We start from the raw sequence: 15,858 nt of genomic DNA, 5'->3' as shown, positions 1-15,858 counted from the left end.
TTTCTTGGCGCGCCGCCGAGGATACGGTGAGGATGGGTCCTGGGACCGATGACCGATAGGCTCGAGGTGACAATCCCCAATCCGTCCGACGCGGGATCGGGTGAAGCGCTCGCTTCACCCTTTCCCGAGCCGACCCCGATAAGCAGCAACCCGTCGGGGAACGCCAAAGAGCGTGTCGGCGACCGGATCTTCCGCGGGCTGGCGGAGGGCTCGGGCGCCTTCATCGTCGCACTGATCGCGGCCATCGGGGCGTTCCTGCTGTGGCGGGCGATTCCGGCGTTGGCGCGCAACGAGGAGAACTTCTTCCTCTACGGCGGCACCTGGAAGACCACCGACACGTCGGCGATGCATTTCGGCATCCTCGATCTGCTGCAGGTGACGGTATTCGTGTCGGTGTTCGCACTCGTTCTGGCGATGCCTGTGGCCCTTGGCATCGCGATTTTTCTGACCCAGTACGCGCCGCGTCGGGTCGCGGGTCCGCTGGCGTACATGGTCGACCTGTTGGCGGCGGTGCCGTCGATCATCTACGGCGTGTGGGGGCTCTACGTCCTGGCCCCGGTGCTCAAACCGGTTGCGTTGTGGCTGAACGAGAACCTCGGCTGGCTGTTCCTCTTCAAGACCGGGACGGCGTCGGTGGCAGGCGGCGGGACGATCTTCACGGCGGGAATCGTGCTGGCGGTGATGATCCTTCCGATCATCACCGCGGTCACGCGCGAGGTGTTCATCCAGACACCGCGGGGCCAGATCGAGGCGGCGCTGGCCCTGGGTGCCACCCGCTGGGAAGTGGTGCGCACGACCGTACTGCCGTTCGGCATGTCCGGTTACATCAGCGGGGCGATGCTCGGCCTCGGCCGTGCGCTGGGCGAGACCATCGCGCTGCTGATCATCCTGCGCGGAACACAGCAAGCGTTCGGGTGGTCGCTGTTTGACGGTGGCTACACCTTTGCGAGCCTGATCGCAGCCACCGCAAGCGAATTCAACGACCAGTACAAGGCGGGCGCCTATATCGCCGCCGGCCTGGTGCTCTTCGTGCTGACGTTCGTGGTGAACTCGCTGGCACGTGCGGCGGTCGCCGGGAAGGGTGCAAAGTGACGTCGACGCTGGACCGGCCGGTCAAGGCGACCACCTTCCAAGGTGTCAGCCTTCGCCGCAAGATGACCAACAACGTCGCGACGATTCTGGTCACACTGAGCGTTCTGATCGCCCTGGTTCCCCTGCTGTGGGTGCTTTACTCGGTGGTCGTCAAGGGTTTCAACTCGCTGACCTCGCCGCAGTGGTTCTGGCACTCACAAGCGGGTATGACGGCGTTCCAGGCGGGCGGAGGGGCGTACCACGCCATCGTGGGCACGCTGCTGCAGGGTTTGGTGTGTGCAGCCATCTCTATTCCGATCGGTGTGTTTGTCGGGATTTATCTCGTCGAGTACGGCGGCGGAACACGATTCGGCAAGGTGACCACGTTCATGGTCGACATCCTCACCGGCGTACCGTCGATCGTCGCAGCGCTGTTCATCTACGCGCTGTGGGTGGCGACGTTCGGCTTCCCGCGGTCCGGCTTCGCGGTGTCGCTGTCCCTGGTGCTGCTGATGATCCCGGTCATCGTGCGCGCGACCGAGGAGATGCTGCGCATCGTGCCGATGGACCTGCGTGAGGCTAGCTATGCCCTCGGCGTGCCGAAGTGGAAAACCATTGTCCGCATTGTGATTCCAACCGCACTATCCGGCATCGTCACGGGAGTCATGTTGGCACTGGCGCGCGTCATGGGTGAGACCGCACCGCTGCTGGTCCTCGTCGGCTACTCGCAGGCGATGAACTTCGACATGTTCGACGGCTTCATGGGCTCGCTGCCCGGCATGATGTACGACCAGACCTCGGCGGGTGCGGGTGCGAATCCCGTTCCCACGGATCGGTTGTGGGGCGCCGCCCTGACCTTGATCCTGCTGATCGCCTTACTCAACGTCGGGGCGCGAATTCTCGCGAAGGTCTTCGCCCCCAAAAAGGTTTAGGAGATTTCGATGGCCAAGCGCTTAGATCTCAAGGACGTCAACATCTACTACGGCGCGTTTCACGCCGTGGCCGATGTCTCGCTGGCGGTCCCGCCCCGCAACGTGACCGCCTTCATCGGCCCGTCGGGCTGCGGTAAATCCACTGTGCTGCGAACACTGAATCGCATGCACGAGGTCATCCCCGGTGCGCGCGTCGAGGGCTCGGTGCTGCTCGACGGTGAGAACATCTACGGCGCCGGGGTCGACCCGGTCGGTGTGCGCAAGACCATCGGCATGGTGTTCCAGCGGCCAAACCCTTTCCCCACCATGTCGATTCGCGACAACGTGGTCGCCGGACTCAAGCTCCAAGGCGTGCGCAACAAGAAAACACTGGACGAGGTGGCCGAGCGGTCGCTGCGCGGTGCCAACCTGTGGAACGAGGTCAAGGACCGGTTGGACAAGCCCGGCGGCGGACTGTCCGGTGGGCAGCAGCAGCGGCTGTGCATCGCTCGCGCGATCGCCGTTGAGCCTGACGTGCTGCTGATGGACGAGCCGTGCTCGGCACTTGACCCGATCTCGACGCTGGCGATCGAGGATCTGATCGCCACGCTCAAGCAGGAGTTCACGATCGTCATCGTCACGCACAACATGCAACAGGCGGCACGGGTGAGCGATCAGACCGCGTTCTTCAACCTCGAGGCCACAGGTAAGCCCGGCCGGCTCATCGAGATCGACGACACCGAGAAGATCTTCTCGAACCCGTCCCAGAAGGCGACCGAGGACTACATCTCAGGGCGCTTCGGCTGAGCCGCCCGAACGCCCGCGTCACCGCGACGCGGGCATATCCACTTCGGTGGGGTGCTTACCGGTGACCTGGAAGATCACCCGCCGGGCGACCTCGACGGCGTGGTCGGCGAACCGCTCGTAGAAGCGACCGAGCAGGGTCACATCCACTGCGGCCGCCACGCCGTGCTTCCACTCCCGATCCATCAACACCGTGAACAAGTGGCGGTGCAGGTCGTCCATCGCATCGTCTTCTTCTCCGATGCGCGCGGCCTTCTCGGGGTCGCGGGTCACCAGGACCTCCTGGGCGCTGTTGCCCAATTCCACCGCGAGACGGCCCATCTCGGCGAAGTATCCGTTCACCTCTTCGGGCAGTGCATGCTGGGGGTGGCGGCGACGGGCGATCTTGGCGACGTGCAGCGCGAGGGCACCCATACGGTCCACGTCGGCGACGATCTGGATCGAACCGACGATGGCCCGAAGGTCGCCCGCCACCGGCGCCTGCAAGGCGAGCAGTACGAACGCCGACTCCTCGGCCCGTGCGCTCATCTGGGCGATCTGTTCGTGGTCGGTGATGACCTGTTCGGCCAGCACGAGATCGGCTTGCAGCAGGGCCTGGGTGGCGCGCTCCATCGCCGCGCCCGCCAGCCCGCACATCTCTCCGAGCTGGGTGGTCAGAGCCTCCAACTGCTCGTGATACGCAGTACGCATGTCTCCACCCTACGGGCATCGCCACCGAAACGGCATGAAGCGAGCGGTGAACGAAAGGTGAACCCCACCTGCTGAAACGCCGTGACCGGCGCGGTTACTCGCAGCTGGTGTCGGCTGCGTTCGTGACCGCGAGATCCTCCGGGAGCTGCGTCGGGGTGCTCCTGGACCCGCGCACGACGTGCACCTGGACCGGGGAGCCGCTCGGTGACGGCGGGGTGACGGTGTGGAAGTCGCTGCCCAGCACCACGCGCACGGTGTCGCCCATCCCCGTCGTTCGCTCCACCTTGGCATTGGCGAAGGAGGACGCCACCGTGGCCGCCGCCTCTTCGTTGCCCGGTGAGAAGAACACCGTCGTCGAATCCAGCGGACTCGGGTAGTCGTCGGGGGAGGTGACGTTGAAACCGTGGGTCTGCAGTTCGCTGGCCGCGGTCGCGGCGAGACCGTTCTCCCCGGTGGAGTTCGATACCTGGACCGTGATGTCGGCCGGATCGGTGGTGATCGCGTCCACGAGCTCACCCGACGGCGCGGCGTCATGGGTCGGCGCGGCCGACTCGGGCTGGGCGCTGGTCGACGACTCGGGCGTCCCGGGCGCCGGGGTGTTGTCGGCGTTCTTCTCCTCAGGCAGTGGATCGTCGTTGATGATCGCGTCGAAGATCGCCCGGGTGTCCTCCTCGCGCAGGTGCTCGTTGCCGTACTCGTCCATGTAGCCCGTCGTCGGCACGGTCAGGAACGTGATCCGGCCGGCGGCGATGCCCTGGATCGACTGGCCGAGCGTGACGAGGTCCTTGGTGTCCATGTTGTCGACATAGCTGTCGTTGATGAACATGTTGACCACGTTGTTGAGCTTGGACAGCGAGAAGAACACCTCTTTGGAGATCATCGAGCGCATCAGCGACGACAAGAACAGCTGCTGGCGTTTGATCCGCCCATAGTCGCCGTTGGTCTCCGTGGTCACCTGGCGGGCGCGCACGTACTGAAGAGCCGTGTGTCCGTCGACCATCTGCCGACCCGCGTGGGGAAGCACCGTTCCGAGCTCGTAGTCCTCGAGCGGCGTGGTGCTACACACCTCGACTCCGCCGAGGGCGTCCACCATCTTCGAGAATCCGGCGAAATCCACTGCCATGAAACGGTTTATCGAAAGGCCGGACATCTTCTGAATGACCTTGACCAGACACTTGGGTCCGCCGACGGCGTACGCCGAATTCAGCTTGTACTCGGTGTAGACCTCCTCGGCGCCGTACATCGGCGACTCGGGGTCGGTGATCGGACCGTAGTTGCCGGTCTTGGGATCCCACGGCTCGCACTTCATCGGCTCGATCGCGAGGTCCCGCGGAAACGACACCGCCACAACACGTTCCCGGTTCGCCGGAATGTTCACCAGCATGACGGTGTCCGAGCGCGCGCCCGCGGCGTCCTCGGTGGTGCCCGCGCCCATGTCGCTGTTCTCGCCGAGCCGGCTGTCGACACCGACGATCAGGAAGTTCTCGTCACCGAATTGCGCGTTGGGGTCCAGGATGTCGCGAGAATCGGGGTCCAGCGCGGAGATCCGGTTCATCATGTTGTTCTTCGCCGACTGCCACTGCCACGCCCCGCCGGTCATCGCGAGTGCGAGCACGGCGATCAGCGCGGCGATCGCGCGTCCGGCGATGAGCGTGCGGCGCCGACGTTTGCGGGGCTTCGCCGGCCTGCCGGCGGTGGCCGCATGCGCCGCGGGCACCCGGCTGGGCCTGCGAATGAGAGCGAGGTCGGGCAGCTCCGCACCGGCGCGGACGACCGGCAGGATCTCGGTGTCGCAGTCGTTGTCCTCGCTGGAAGCGGACGGCTCCGATTCGTACAGTCCGGCTGGTTCGCCGGGGTCATCCGGTGAGTCCGGCCCCGCCGGTGCGTCGGGCACCGCCGCGATGATCTCGGTGGGCGGTGCCGGCGGCTCGGGAGGCTCTGGTGCGCGGCGGCGCCGACGCCGCAGTTCGGGGGGCACCGCGCCGTCACCGGACAACTTGGCGATGAGGTCGGCGACGGTCACGCCGTCGGTGTGGTTACCCGTGGACTCGGGTTCGGCAGCTTCGGCCTCCGGCGGCTCCTGCCGGCGAGGAAGGTCCGCACGCTCCCAGGGCGCAGCGCCCGGCGCGGGCCGTTGGCTGCGGGTCAGCCACCGGTTGTCACCGTCGGTGGGGTCGGGAGGGCCAGGAGTGGCGTTATCGCCGTCACTCATGTCCTACCGGCCTCCGACTCTCGACATGTGCAGCTCAGGGGCGAACACGGCACCGCGCGCCATTGCAACGGCACTTGGGTGACTCCGCGACGGGAGCGCATTACGAACGAGACTCATATCGTACTGAGACATCCTGAGAGATGTGATGTCAGAGTCGTCTCGGGACGGAGACGACTGGGAGACGGCTACCCACCGGAGTGCATGACCTCGGCACCGGCAGGCACCGTGCAGTCGTCGGGATCGGCCAGCCAGCCCTCGGGCAATGCCACCGAGGCAGCAGAACCCTGGCGGCCGCGTGGACCGGTTGCGGCGTCGGGGAAAGGCACGTCGGCATCGAGCCTGCTGAGCAGTTCCTCGAGCTCGGAAAGGGATTTGACCAGCGCCAACGCCCGTCGCAGGTCGGCGCCGGCGGGGAATCCGTGCAGGTACCAGGCGACATGCTTGCGGATGTCGCGCATGCCCTTGTCCTCACCGAAATGGGCTGCCAACAGTTCACCGTGACGCACGATGATCGACGCCACCTCGCCGAGCGTGGGCGGTGCGGGCGCGGGACGCCCCGTGAACGCAGCCGACAGTTCGGCGAACAACCAGGGCCTGCCCAGACAGCCGCGACCGATCACCACACCGTCGCATCCGGTGGCCGACATCATCGCCAGCGCGTCGGAGGCTTCGAAGATGTCGCCGTTGCCCAGCACGGGTACGCCCGTGACGTGCGCTTTGAGCGCCGCGATCTGGTCCCAGTCCGCCTTGCCGGAGTAGCGCTGAGCCGCGGTCCGCGCGTGCAGGGCCACCGCTGCGGCGCCCTCCTCGGCGGCGATCCTGCCGGCGTCCAGGTGGGTGCGGTGCCCGTCGTCGATCCCGATGCGGAACTTCACCGTCACGGGGATCTCGGTGCCCTCGGTCGCGCGGACCGCCGCGGCGACGATCTGCCCGAAAAGCCTGCGCTTGTACGGCAGGGCAGCACCCCCGCCGCGCCGGGTGACCTTGGGCACCGGGCAGCCGAAGTTCATGTCGATGTGGTCGGCCAGACCTTCGTCGACGATCATCTTCGCCGCGGCGTAGGTGTTCTGAGGGTCGACCGAGTACAGCTGCAGCGAGCGCGGGGTCTCGTCGGGCGCGAACGTCACCATGTGCATGGTTCCCGGATGCCGCTCGACCAGAGCTCGCGCAGTGACCATCTCGCACACGTACAAGCCGCTGACCGTGCCCGCTTTGGCCAGCTCGAGTTCGCGGCACAGGGTGCGGAACGCGACGTTGGTCACACCGGCCATCGGCGCCAGTACGACCGGGCTGCGGAGCCGTATCGGGCCGATCAGCAGTTCGCGCTCGTCGGCCAGGACCGTCATGAGGGCGAGGAGGCCAGAACCTTCTTCGCGGAGAGCTTCTCGGCCTTGCGCGCCTCGCGCTCGAGGCGACGCTGCTTGGATTCCTCGAACTTCTGCGAGGCCTCCTCCAGCTCCTCGACGAGCACACCGAGGTCGTCGCGCATGCGCGCGGCCTCACCGGTGAAGTCTTCGCGTTCGAAGATCCGCCACTTCTTGAGCACCGGCATCACCACATCGTCGAGGTGGATACGCGGATCGTAGACACCGCCGACGGCGATGATGACGGCCTTGCGGCGGAACTCGGGAACCGTGTAACCGGGCATCTTGAAGTTGCGCAGCACGCGGTGAAGACAGTGCATCGCCTGGTCGGGCGCGATGTCGAAGCCGGCTTCGGAGACGTCCCGGTAGAAGATCATGTGCAGGTTCTCATCGGCCGACACCCGAGCCAGCAGCTGGTCAGCCACGGTCTCGTTGCACGCCTTGCCGGTGTTGCGGTGCGAGACGCGGGTCGCCAACTCCTGGAAGGTCACGTAGATGACCGAGTCGAAGAGGCTCTCCGCGAAGAGGTCGCCCTGCTGGTTCTGACCGGGGGAGAAGCCGCGGGTGACCTGCTCGACGCGCAGCTGTTCCAGCTGCACGGGGTCGACCGAACGGGTGACGACGAGGTAGTCGCGCAGTGCGATGCCGTGCCGGTTCTCCTCGGCGGTCCACCGGTTGACCCACTGGCCCCATGCGCCGTCCATGCCCATGTTCATCGCGATCTCGCGGTGATACGACGGCAGGTTGTCCTCGGTCAGCAGGTTCTGGATCATCGCCACCTGGGCGACTTCCGACAGTTGCGACTGCTCGGGATCCCAATCCTGGCCGCCCAGTGCGTAGTAGTTCTTGCCGTCCGACCACGGGATGTAGTCGTGCGGATTCCAGTCCTTACGCATCGACAAGTGCCGGTTGAGGTACTTCTCGACGACAGGTTCGAGCTCATGCAGCAGATGTAGGTCAGTCAAATTCTCGTGCATTGATCCTTACTCCTTCTCGCGTGCGAGAGCCCCACCCATTAGATATCTGTACCCGTTGGTTGCACTCAATATATCTGTGTCCCCCGGTGACATCAAGTTCCGCGCAACAGTGTCACAACCGCCTCATGAGTCGCATCCGTCGATGTAGTATCCCCGTCGGGCAAACACCTACGCCCTGAATTTGGCATCACCGGAGACTCGGAGGACGGGCGTTGCTCAAGTTGCGGCATCTGTGGGCAGGCGCGGCCGTCGCCGCGGTAGCGGCGGGTACCGCGCTCGTGGGAGCGGGCCAGGCCGCCGCGGTCCCCGACGTCGTCGACCGCCCCTATAAGGACGCCAAGAAGATCATCCAGCAGTACGGCGGCAACGCCGTGGTCGCAACGCGGGTCGGGAGCAGCGCCGACGAAGGCAACTGCCTGGTGACGAACGCGTGGGATGCCGCTGTTCGCCGCCCGAACTCGCGGGGGCGCCCGGTCTCCAACAGCGATGTCATGGTGGCCCTGAACTGCAATGCCGCGGTCGCCTCGCCCGGCGCGCCGGGCAACTCTGCGATGAGCCCCGTCGGCCGCGACGCCAAGGCCGAGCAGCAACGTCAGCAGGCGAAAGCCGCGCGCGAGGCGGCGAGGCTGGAAGAGCAGGAACTGGCCGCACCCGTCACGCCGGACAACTGAGTTCTCGCCCGTCCGACCTCCACAACCGGCGCTTCGCTCCGGTGGCGGTGTGTACCGAACCGCAATAGACTGCCACCAGCGTTTACACGGCGGTCATCGCCCGGACACGGAGGTTGGGGCACGTGAAGAAGATCCTCTCCATCGGCTTCATGTCGGCGATGAGCGTTGCGGCGTCGGCTGTCGTCTTGGGTTCGGGTGTTGCCTCGGCCGCTCCCAGCGTCGTGGGCATGAAGTATTCCGACGCTCAGGAACAGATCGAGAACGCCGGCGGGACGGCAGTGGTCGCCTCCCGGGTCGGCGACAAGCTCGACCTTGGCGATTGCATCGTCACCAATATCTGGGACTCGTCGTTCCTGCGGATCAGCCAGGCCGACTCGAACGAGATGTCTGTCGCGCTGAACTGCGCCGGCGAATACGCGACCGCCACCAATCCCGGTGCCTCCGTTGCCAATCCGCTCGGGCGAGCGGCCAAGTCCAAGGCCGAGCAGGAAGCTGCCAAGCAGGAACTGAGTGAGCTGGAAGCGCCCGTCACGCCTGACGAGTAACGCGGGCTTCACAAAGCTCAACTGTTTTCACCCGCCGTCAACCTCGACGCATCGCGACGTTCACACCGCCCCGTGAGGGTGGCGTGGAATCCACGCCCCGGGGTGGACGGCACCCGTCAGCGCCGCTCCGGAGCACACTCACGGAGGCGAGCAGACGATGCGAATGCGAATGTTGGGGATCAGCGCGGTCGGTGCGGCGGTGTCGGCGATGCCCTTGTTCGGCACGGCGACGGCGGCAGCCGCCCCGGACGTCGTGGGCCAGACCTACTCCGACGCGGTTTCGGCGATCGAGGAGGAGGGCGGCACGGCGGTGGTCGCCGCCCGCGTGGGGGACAAACTCGATCAAGGCGACTGCATCGTCACCAACGCCTGGGACGCGTCGTTTCTTCGCATCGACGCCTCAGGCAGCCAGGTTCACCTCGCGCTGAACTGTGCGGGTGGTTATGCGACGGCGACGAATCCCGGCGCGTCGGTTGCCAATCCGCTCGGTCGGGAGGCCAAGTCCAAGGCCGAAGAGGAAGCCGCCAACGCGGAGCAGGAAGAGCTGGAAGCACCGGTCACGCCCGACGAGTAGGCCGGTCTAGTAGCTCGACACCCGGCCGAGCAGCATCTCGACGCAGTAGTCGATGAAGTGCTCTCGCGTGGCGGCCAGCCGGCCGTTGAGGTAGGCGGTGAACAGCGCGGTCAGGGCCCCGATCAGCCCGGTGGCGGTCATCGCCGCGCGTTCGGGATCGGTGATGCGGGTGAGTTTGCGCTGCAGTAGCTCGATGAAGCTGGGCATCCACTCGGCGCCCGACCGCGTCAGCACCGGTTCGCTGGCCGGCGCGAGCAGCAGCACCCGGCCCCGGGTCGGGTCGTCGACCATCAAGGCGACGAACCGCTCGACGGCGTCGCGCGGGGTTTCGGCCGAGGTCAAAGTGGACATGGCTTTGGCGCAGACGTCGTCGTACACGGCGCGGACGAATTCGTCGCGGTCGGTGAAACTTTCGTAGAAGTAGCGCTCGGTCAACCCGGCCGCCCGGCATACGGCGCGGACAGTGAGGGACGAGCCCTCGGCGGCACCGAGAAGCTCCACTCCCGCGGCGATGAGTTCGTCGCGGCGAAGCACCTGACGGTCCTGCAACGGCACGCCCGACCATCGGCCCCGTCTTTGACCCGAAGGCACATCCCTCCTAAGCTCGGTATGACAACGCCCGTAGTCAGAAATCCTGCTACCTCCGGACGGAAGTACACCAGTGACTCAAGATACGTCTGAAACGTGCCCCGTGTCCCGGGAGCGCCACCCGTCGGGAGGGCAGGACGACGCTTCCTCGCTGGCTGCGGGCTGTCCGGTGACCTCCGGCGGCTACGACGCACCGCCGCTGCCGCTGGGTCCCGACTCGCTGACGTGGCGGTACTTCGGTCAGTGGACCGGCCTGTTTCAGGGCACCTGGGCGGGCTCGATGCAGAACATGCACCCGCAGTTGGGCGCCGCGGTGCAGGAGCACTCGATCTTCTTCCTGGAGCGGATTCCGCGGCTGCTGCGTTCGATCTACCCGATCGGCGGCGTGGTGTTCGACGGTGATCGCGCACCGAGGACAGGCGCGGAGGTCCGCGACTACCACATCGGCATCAAGGGCACCGACGAGCGCGGCCGAAGGTACAGCGCGCTCAACCCCGACGTCTTCTACTGGGCGCACGCGACGTTCTTCAAGTCGACCCTGCTGGCCGCCGAGAAGTTCGGCGGCGGGCTGACCGAGGCCCAGAAGCGGCAGCTGTTCGACGAACACATCACCTGGTACCGGATGTACGGGATGAGCATGCGGCCCGTGCCCAAGACGTGGGAAGAATTCCAGGAGTACTGGGATCACATGTGCAACAACGTCTTGGAGAACAACTGGGCCGCCCGCGAGGTGATGGATCTCTCGACGATGCCCAAACACCCTTCGCTGGAGTGGGTTCCGGATCCGTTGTGGCGGCTGAACCTCAAAGTGATGCAGCGCTTTCTGACGTTCATGACCGTCGCCCTCTACGATCCGCCGGTTCGGGAGCTGATGGGTTACACCTGGTCACCTCGACAGGAGTGGTTGCACCGGCGCTTCTGCGATGTTGTGACGCTGGCGACCAAGGTGTTGCCCAAGCGGTGGCTGATGCATCCGCGCAAGCGTTCCGCGATGGACCGTGCCACGGGTCGGCTGCCTGCAGACGCGCCGCTGGTCGAGACGCCGGCGCGCAACCTCCCGCCAGTCGAGTACCGGGGTCAGCCGCAGTTCTATTGCCCGCAGGTCTGATTCGGCGATTAGGCGCGAGAAGTGCTGCCGATCAGGCCGGTCGGTTATGTCGACGCCGCGCGGTGATTCGTCGATGGCAATTCGCGCAGCGAACTTCACACTTCGCGATCTCGGCTTGTATGGCGGCCAGGTTCCAGCCGGCGCGCGCCATCGCTCCGACGTCACGGAGCTTGTTTCCTGTCACGTGGTCGAACTCGAGCACCACGACGTCATCTTCACCGCAATCGACGCACGGGTGGGTCAGCAAGTACTGCAGAACGTATGCCTTGGCGCCTGCGATCGCCTTCTGTTTGCCGTCGCGGCGTGACGGATTCTTTTCAGGTGTTCGCCGGTAGTACGCCCGGTTGTACTCGCGTCGGCAGTCGGGACAATACGTGCCATTGAACGCGGGGCGATCCTGGCGGCAGCGCGGACAGCGGCTGGATGTCACGCTACGGTTCTACCTTCAGTACCCGACAACAGTGCCCCCACCAGGGCTCGAACCTGGGACCTGCGGATTAAAAGTCCGTAGCTCTACCAACTGAGCTATAGGGGCGCGATGGACAGGATACTGGGTGACCCGCGTCGGCCTCGTTTGAGGATTCGGGTGCCGATAACCTAAGCTATCGAAGCTCCCAACGTCATCGCGTTGCGAGTACCCCGGAGAGATTCGGCTGGGCCCCCTTCGTCTAGCGGCCTAGGACGCCGCCCTTTCAAGGCGGTAGCGCGGGTTCGAATCCCGTAGGGGGTACACGCAGCGACCCGTACGATGGGACGCAAGCAAGGCCCTGTGGCGCAGTTGGTTAGCGCGCCGCCCTGTCACGGCGGAGGTCGCGGGTTCGAGTCCCGTCAGGGTCGCCATTGCGGCGAGGCATCTGGGTTACGCCCGAGCGGTGCCTTCCGGGCCAGGTAGCTCAGTTGGTACGAGCGTCCGCCTGAAAAGCGGAAGGTCGCCGGTTCGATCCCGGCCCTGGCCACCTCAGAGGTTATTTCTGCCTTCGATCCAATGCCTCGGCTACTTCGGTGAGCACTCGGCCACGATTCACGATCATGGGCTGAAGCCTTTAGTCAGAATCTCGCCCGGTTCCGAGCTGAGGTGTCGGGACGGATGAGAAAACGCCCCTCCCCGAGGGATTTTCTTACCCAGACGGAATCCGACGGGCTGGAACCGGCGATCATCGGCAGAGGGCTGTGTTCTCAACGCCCCGGCTGCGCCGACGACCACCTTGCGACGGGCCCCCGACGCAGCCGATCCCGTACCCGCCACCCTCGGTCGGCTACCCACAAACCCATCCCCGCCACACAAAATCTGACGTCGCCGGCAACACTCCGCTTCGACCTCGGCGCAAGGCACAGATCGAAGGCGACCCCGCGGTTTACTCGAGGCGGGGTGCCCGAGGTCAGTTCTGGCCGTCGAAATACCGCTGCAAATTGGGGTTACTCGGCTCCGGATACGCACCCGGTTGACGATCTTGCGAATGAACGGCTGAGTCGAAGGCGGCAATGTCGGTCGTGAAGCCACAACTTCCTCGCCGTCTCCACGACCTTTACCGTCGCGTCGGGGCCTCCGCGCAGCGCGTGACCTTCCGCGTACTGCACGCCGCCCAGCATGTAGGCGCGCGGACTGAATAGCCCTTGTCATGCGCGGTACCTACGCGTACCGTATCGGTACCTTCGTGTACCACCAGAGCGGGAGTCGCCATGAGCAAGCAGCGTAGGACGATCAGCGGTCGGACTGCGGTCATCACCGGCGCGGCATCCGGCATCGGACGCGCACTGGCGCAGCGGCTCTCGTCGTACAGCTGCCCGGCGGCCATCGCCGACGTCAACGAACAGGGGCTCAAGGAGACCGAGGCGTCGCTGCGGGGTCCGGCGCTGCTGAAGGTCCTGGATGTGAGCGATGCCTCGGCGCAACGCGACTTCGCCGCCGAGGTGCGCGCGTGGGCGCCACGGCCGATCGGGGCGGTGTTCAACAACGCCGGTGTCGCGCTGGGCTCCACGGTGCTCGACGCCGTCGTCGACGATGACGACTGGTTGTGGAACATCAACTTTCACGGCGTGGTGAACGGCACCAGGGCGTTCCTGCCCATTCTCGTCGAGCAGGACGAGGGCGTGATTGTCAATACCTCGAGCGTCTTCGGCTTGGTCGGCATGCCGGGCCAAAGCGCCTACTGCTCAGCGAAATTCGCGGTCCGCGGGTTCACCGACTCGTTGCGCCAGGAGTTGCGGGGGACCGGCGTGTCCGCCGTCAACGTGCACCCCGGAGGTGTGAACACCAACATCGTGCGCAACGGTCGATTCCGCGACGAGCCGGGCGGACCCACCAAGGACCAGGTGGTCGCGGAGTTCGCGGCGATGACCAGAACCCAGCCGGACAAGGCGGCCGAGATCATCCATCGCGGCGTAGAGGCGGGCAAGTCCCGAATCCTCGTCGGCCCGGACGCTTACATGTTCGACGCCCTGGCCCGGATCGCGCCGACGCGCTACTTCGACGTGCTCGAGCGCATGGAGGCCGCGCTGCGCAAGCGCGCCGCGAAGTAGTTACGCGGTCTCCTTCGCGTACTGCAGCAGCCCCGGATCATGTGAGCACAGCAAAAGCAGATCGGGTTCGCCGCGTCGGTATAACTCGGTCAGCCGAGCGTGGTTGTCGCGCACCTGTTTACGGTCGAACGCCGCGACCTTCTCGAACGCGCCGAGCGCCGGTGGGATCCGCGGCGGGCCGCCGATGGTGTCGGGATGGTAGAAGGCGTCCCCACAGTGCAGAAGCCAGCGATGGCCCGCGTCGACGGCCACGCAGGCATGCCCGCGGGTGTGGCCGGGCAGCGACATCAGCACGATGCCCGGCGAGACTTCGGTCAGCTCCTTGGCCGCGGCGAACCCGCGCCATCTCTCGCCGGCGGGAGTGTGCTCGACGATCTTGGGACCGTGCTCCCACTGGGCCGATCGGAACCGGAAGCGTTCACCCCGAGTCGGCGGGTGCATTGCTCCCAGTACTTCCGCGGCGGTGCAGTGGATTTCGGCGTGAGGGAAGTCTGAGATCCCGCCGATGTGGTCGATGTCGAAATGCGTGACCACGATGTGGCGGACGTCTTCGCGGCGAAAGCCCAGCCGTTCGACCTGCCGCACGGCGGTCTCGTCGGGGTCGAAGAACGGCCGGAAGAAGCGGCGGGTGAGGCCGGTGCGCCGCGCCGGCTCCGCACAGTCGGCCAACCCGTATCCACTGTCGACGAGCACCAGCCCGTTGTCGGTCTCAACGAGAAGCACATGGCAGACCAGGACGGGGACGCCCCACGGATGCATCGATCCGCAGTTGAGATGGTGAACCTTCATGGGGCGGCTCCGGTGAGCAACTCGGTGCGGCCGATCTGTGTCACGAGGCTCGCGGAGTCGAAGTAGATCCGCTCGTTGACGATGCGGTCGTCCTCGAAGAAGAACACCGCGGCCACCGGTACGCGGAAGGCCCTACCTGTCGGCGGCAGTCCGTAGAACTTGCCCAGATTCGTTCCCAGCAAGTCGAATTCGACGATCACGGCGTCATCGGCGACGTGGAACCGGACGTTGTCGTGGCGCTGATCGGGGAACGCGGTGCGCGTGCTCCGGTAGTAGGCCATGACCTCGTCGTCGCCGTCGAAGACTTGGCCGGTGGCCATGATCTCGTAGTGCGGCCGTCCCCCGGACTCGTTCTTGAACGTCGCGAGGGTGGCGTCGAACTCCTTGGTGACCTCGGTGTCCATGTGCACACGGATCACCTCGAGTCGGCGTTTGCGCAGCGCGTCGGTGGTCATGAACGCACTGTACGACCGGGCGTTGTCAGGCCGGTGACGTGACCTCCGCGGCGATCGACTGATGCCGGTGCTGCCGCTCGATCGTCGCGAGATAGAACGCCCAGGCGAATGCCGAACTGGCGAACAGGATGAAGCCCAGGTACAGCCAGGCGTGTTTGACGTCGCGCCTGCGGCCGTCGACGAGCAACCACGCGGGGAACAACAGCAAGCTCATGATCGTGTAGTCCTGGCTGGCGGAACTGGCGGCCGGGTTGTCGTAGCCGAGCGCGATGAACTCCGACCAGCTGCCCGGACCCCATACGAAGTTGTGCAGCCCCCCTGCCGGCGCGTACTCGGCCACGAACTGGTTGTTGAAGTAGTAGCCGAGGATGACCGAGGCAATTCCGGCGACGTAGTAGAACAACTCGAGCTTCGTGACGCGCGGACCAGAGGCGTAGCGCGCGAAGATCGCAGGATTCGCCTTGACGATGACGGCCAGCGTCGCGAACCCGAGGACAAGGTGAATGATCAACGAAACCATGATCGGAGTTTCTCACCCCAAGGCGAAGTTTTGTCAATATTGACATAACTTGTTTCGGG

Annotated in this window: 17 protein-coding genes and 4 tRNA genes; 12 read left to right on the top strand and 9 right to left on the bottom strand. The window is 65.6% G+C overall.

The annotated features are described in order from the left end of the window. Positions 1 to 48: 48 nt before the first annotated feature. The 3 genes from pstC to pstB are packed head-to-tail and all read left to right on the top strand — an operon-like array spanning position 49 to position 2,789. Entirely contained in the window at positions 49 to 1,092 is a 1,044-nt protein-coding gene (pstC, locus tag A5759_RS13510; protein ID WP_068198458.1) for a phosphate ABC transporter permease subunit PstC, read from the top strand. Next, on the top strand, positions 1,089 to 2,003 hold the full coding sequence (pstA, locus tag A5759_RS26335) for a phosphate ABC transporter permease PstA (protein ID WP_068198454.1): 915 nt from the start codon (positions 1,089 to 1,091) through the stop codon (positions 2,001 to 2,003). The genes pstC and pstA overlap by 4 nt, the downstream gene beginning before the upstream one ends. Positions 2,004 to 2,012: 9 nt before the next feature. After that, a complete protein-coding gene (gene pstB, locus A5759_RS26330; protein WP_068198452.1) occupies positions 2,013 to 2,789 on the top strand; it encodes a phosphate ABC transporter ATP-binding protein PstB in 777 nt (258 codons plus the stop codon). A gap of 18 nt (positions 2,790 to 2,807) precedes the next feature. Here the strand turns inward: pstB and phoU are convergent, their stop codons facing one another. From phoU to A5759_RS13480, 4 genes are all read right to left on the bottom strand, one after another. Beyond that, positions 2,808 to 3,476, bottom strand: coding sequence for a phosphate signaling complex protein PhoU (phoU, locus tag A5759_RS13495; protein ID WP_068198449.1), 669 nt, complete (start codon positions 3,474 to 3,476; stop codon positions 2,808 to 2,810). A gap of 94 nt (positions 3,477 to 3,570) precedes the next feature. Continuing rightward, positions 3,571 to 5,688 (bottom strand): LCP family protein, encoded by a 2,118-nt coding sequence (locus A5759_RS13490; RefSeq protein WP_068198445.1) that lies wholly within the window; start codon positions 5,686 to 5,688, stop codon positions 3,571 to 3,573. Positions 5,689 to 5,873: 185 nt separating this feature from the next. Beyond that, positions 5,874 to 7,034 carry a tRNA dihydrouridine synthase DusB gene (gene dusB, locus A5759_RS13485; RefSeq protein ID WP_068198442.1) on the bottom strand — a complete coding sequence of 387 codons (1,161 nt, stop codon included), beginning with the start codon at positions 7,032 to 7,034 and terminating at the stop codon, positions 5,874 to 5,876. Beyond that, positions 7,031 to 8,029, bottom strand: coding sequence for an acyl-ACP desaturase (locus A5759_RS13480; RefSeq protein WP_064348081.1), 999 nt, complete (start codon positions 8,027 to 8,029; stop codon positions 7,031 to 7,033). Before A5759_RS13480 ends, dusB begins: the two co-directional genes overlap by 4 nt. Positions 8,030 to 8,241: 212 nt before the next feature. On the opposite strand from A5759_RS13480, the gene A5759_RS13475 reads away from it, so the two are divergent. The 3 genes from A5759_RS13475 (at position 8,242) to A5759_RS13465 (ending at position 9,819) form a co-directional block, all read left to right on the top strand. Continuing rightward, entirely contained in the window at positions 8,242 to 8,700 is a 459-nt protein-coding gene (locus tag A5759_RS13475) for a hypothetical protein (RefSeq protein WP_231984632.1), read from the top strand. Positions 8,701 to 8,822: 122 nt separating this feature from the next. Beyond that, positions 8,823 to 9,245 (top strand): hypothetical protein, encoded by a 423-nt coding sequence (locus tag A5759_RS13470; protein WP_231984631.1) that lies wholly within the window; start codon positions 8,823 to 8,825, stop codon positions 9,243 to 9,245. Positions 9,246 to 9,402: 157 nt separating this feature from the next. Continuing rightward, entirely contained in the window at positions 9,403 to 9,819 is a 417-nt protein-coding gene (locus tag A5759_RS13465; protein ID WP_156616913.1) for a hypothetical protein, read from the top strand. Between the two features lie 6 nt (positions 9,820 to 9,825). Here A5759_RS13465 and A5759_RS13460 read toward each other — a convergent pair whose 3' ends face one another. Continuing rightward, positions 9,826 to 10,410, bottom strand: a complete 585-nt coding sequence (locus A5759_RS13460) for a TetR/AcrR family transcriptional regulator (RefSeq protein WP_068198437.1) — start codon at positions 10,408 to 10,410, stop codon at positions 9,826 to 9,828. A gap of 70 nt (positions 10,411 to 10,480) precedes the next feature. Here A5759_RS13460 and A5759_RS13455 point away from each other — a divergent pair, with 70 nt between their 5' ends. Both A5759_RS13455 and A5759_RS13450 read left to right on the top strand, forming a co-directional pair. Beyond that, a complete protein-coding gene (locus tag A5759_RS13455) occupies positions 10,481 to 11,515 on the top strand; it encodes an oxygenase MpaB family protein (RefSeq protein WP_068198434.1) in 1,035 nt (344 codons plus the stop codon). A 73-nt stretch (positions 11,516 to 11,588) separates the two neighbouring features. Beyond that, the gene (locus A5759_RS13450; RefSeq protein ID WP_156616912.1) at positions 11,589 to 11,822 is read left to right on the top strand and encodes a hypothetical protein; all 234 of its coding nucleotides are present in this window, start codon (positions 11,589 to 11,591) and stop codon (positions 11,820 to 11,822) included. 155 nt (positions 11,823 to 11,977) lie between these two features. On the opposite strand, the gene A5759_RS13445 is transcribed toward A5759_RS13450, so the two are convergent. Further along, positions 11,978 to 12,050, bottom strand: a tRNA-Lys gene (locus tag A5759_RS13445). 122 nt (positions 12,051 to 12,172) lie between these two features. Between A5759_RS13445 and A5759_RS13440 the strand changes: the two genes are divergently transcribed. The 4 genes from A5759_RS13440 (at position 12,173) to A5759_RS13425 (ending at position 14,035) form a co-directional block, all read left to right on the top strand. Beyond that, a tRNA-Glu gene (locus A5759_RS13440) sits at positions 12,173 to 12,245 on the top strand. Between the two features lie 33 nt (positions 12,246 to 12,278). Continuing rightward, a tRNA-Asp gene (locus tag A5759_RS13435) sits at positions 12,279 to 12,355 on the top strand. A gap of 42 nt (positions 12,356 to 12,397) precedes the next feature. Further along, positions 12,398 to 12,471: transfer RNA gene (locus A5759_RS13430), tRNA-Phe, on the top strand. Between the two features lie 724 nt (positions 12,472 to 13,195). Further along, positions 13,196 to 14,035 carry an SDR family oxidoreductase gene (locus A5759_RS13425; RefSeq protein WP_068198431.1) on the top strand — a complete coding sequence of 280 codons (840 nt, stop codon included), beginning with the start codon at positions 13,196 to 13,198 and terminating at the stop codon, positions 14,033 to 14,035. Here the strand turns inward: A5759_RS13425 and A5759_RS13420 are convergent, their stop codons facing one another. From A5759_RS13420 to A5759_RS13410, 3 genes are read right to left on the bottom strand one after another with little or no spacing between them, the layout of a single operon-like run. After that, positions 14,036 to 14,824: an MBL fold metallo-hydrolase gene (locus tag A5759_RS13420; RefSeq protein ID WP_068198429.1), complete on the bottom strand. Its 789-nt coding sequence runs from the start codon at positions 14,822 to 14,824 to the stop codon at positions 14,036 to 14,038. Then, the gene (locus A5759_RS13415) at positions 14,821 to 15,279 is read right to left on the bottom strand and encodes an ester cyclase (protein ID WP_068198426.1); all 459 of its coding nucleotides are present in this window, start codon (positions 15,277 to 15,279) and stop codon (positions 14,821 to 14,823) included. The genes A5759_RS13420 and A5759_RS13415 overlap by 4 nt, the downstream gene beginning before the upstream one ends. A gap of 25 nt (positions 15,280 to 15,304) precedes the next feature. Further along, the gene (locus tag A5759_RS13410; RefSeq protein ID WP_064397526.1) at positions 15,305 to 15,799 is read right to left on the bottom strand and encodes a DUF2834 domain-containing protein; all 495 of its coding nucleotides are present in this window, start codon (positions 15,797 to 15,799) and stop codon (positions 15,305 to 15,307) included. Between the last annotated feature and the right edge of the window lie 59 nt (positions 15,800 to 15,858).

The organism is Mycobacterium sp. 852014-52144_SCH5372336 (assembly GCF_001665615.1).
GTDB lineage: Bacteria > Actinomycetota > Actinomycetes > Mycobacteriales > Mycobacteriaceae > Mycobacterium > Mycobacterium neumannii_A.
The sequence above is the reverse complement of the archived record's forward strand: the minus strand, read 5'-3'. Positions and strand labels throughout refer to the sequence as shown.

Coding starts and splice junctions, on each gene's coding strand:
- A5759_RS13415 (WP_068198426.1), bottom strand. CDS start 15,279: ATGACCACCGACGCGCTGCGCAAACGCCGACTCGAGGTGATCCGTGTG.
- A5759_RS13465 (WP_156616913.1), top strand. CDS start 9,403: ATGCGAATGCGAATGTTGGGGATCAGCGCGGTCGGTGCGGCGGTGTCG.
- A5759_RS13420 (WP_068198429.1), bottom strand. CDS start 14,824: ATGAAGGTTCACCATCTCAACTGCGGATCGATGCATCCGTGGGGCGTC.
- A5759_RS13490 (WP_068198445.1), bottom strand. CDS start 5,688: ATGAGTGACGGCGATAACGCCACTCCTGGCCCTCCCGACCCCACCGAC.
- pstB (WP_068198452.1), top strand. CDS start 2,013: ATGGCCAAGCGCTTAGATCTCAAGGACGTCAACATCTACTACGGCGCG.
- A5759_RS13425 (WP_068198431.1), top strand. CDS start 13,196: ATGAGCAAGCAGCGTAGGACGATCAGCGGTCGGACTGCGGTCATCACC.
- dusB (WP_068198442.1), bottom strand. CDS start 7,034: ATGACGGTCCTGGCCGACGAGCGCGAACTGCTGATCGGCCCGATACGG.
- A5759_RS13480 (WP_064348081.1), bottom strand. CDS start 8,029: ATGCACGAGAATTTGACTGACCTACATCTGCTGCATGAGCTCGAACCT.
- pstC (WP_068198458.1), top strand. CDS start 49: ATGACCGATAGGCTCGAGGTGACAATCCCCAATCCGTCCGACGCGGGA.
- A5759_RS13410 (WP_064397526.1), bottom strand. CDS start 15,799: ATGGTTTCGTTGATCATTCACCTTGTCCTCGGGTTCGCGACGCTGGCC.
- A5759_RS13450 (WP_156616912.1), top strand. CDS start 11,589: ATGGCAATTCGCGCAGCGAACTTCACACTTCGCGATCTCGGCTTGTAT.
- phoU (WP_068198449.1), bottom strand. CDS start 3,476: ATGCGTACTGCGTATCACGAGCAGTTGGAGGCTCTGACCACCCAGCTC.